The sequence below is a fragment of the Halomonas marinisediminis genome (assembly GCF_004347715.1).
Lineage (GTDB): Bacteria > Pseudomonadota > Gammaproteobacteria > Pseudomonadales > Halomonadaceae > Halomonas > Halomonas icarae.
The window spans coordinates 1-305 of sequence record NZ_SLTR01000244.1; the positions used below are offsets into that span (position 1 = coordinate 1).

The 305-nt window shown below is 68.2% G+C and carries 1 protein-coding gene; it reads right to left on the minus strand.

Going from position 1 to position 305, the window contains the following annotated elements; genetic code table 11:
- On the minus strand, positions 1–305 hold a 305-nt coding region (locus E0702_RS16545; protein WP_132045673.1), incomplete at both ends, for a M20/M25/M40 family metallo-hydrolase.

The following is a 305-nucleotide window of genomic DNA, read 5'->3' on the forward strand; positions in this document are numbered from 1 at the left end:
GGCCATCACCTCGGCGCTGCCGACCATGTCGTCGATCCCCCCCCATTCGTCCGGCTGGCGCGCCAGGTCGAGACTGCCGGGCCCATAGGCGATGCAGTTCTTCAGCCGCCCGATCCGGTCGATATGTTTCTGGTCATAGGTGCCCGGGCTGACCACGTAATCGGGCTGCCGCGCCAGCACCCGCTCGATGGACGCCGCGACCGAGCGGACCACGGGCGCGTCCCGGTCCGCCATGGTGGGCTGCACCTCGAAAAGCTCGCGGATCTCATACTCGAAACTGGGCCGCGTGGCCTTCACCCGCTCCA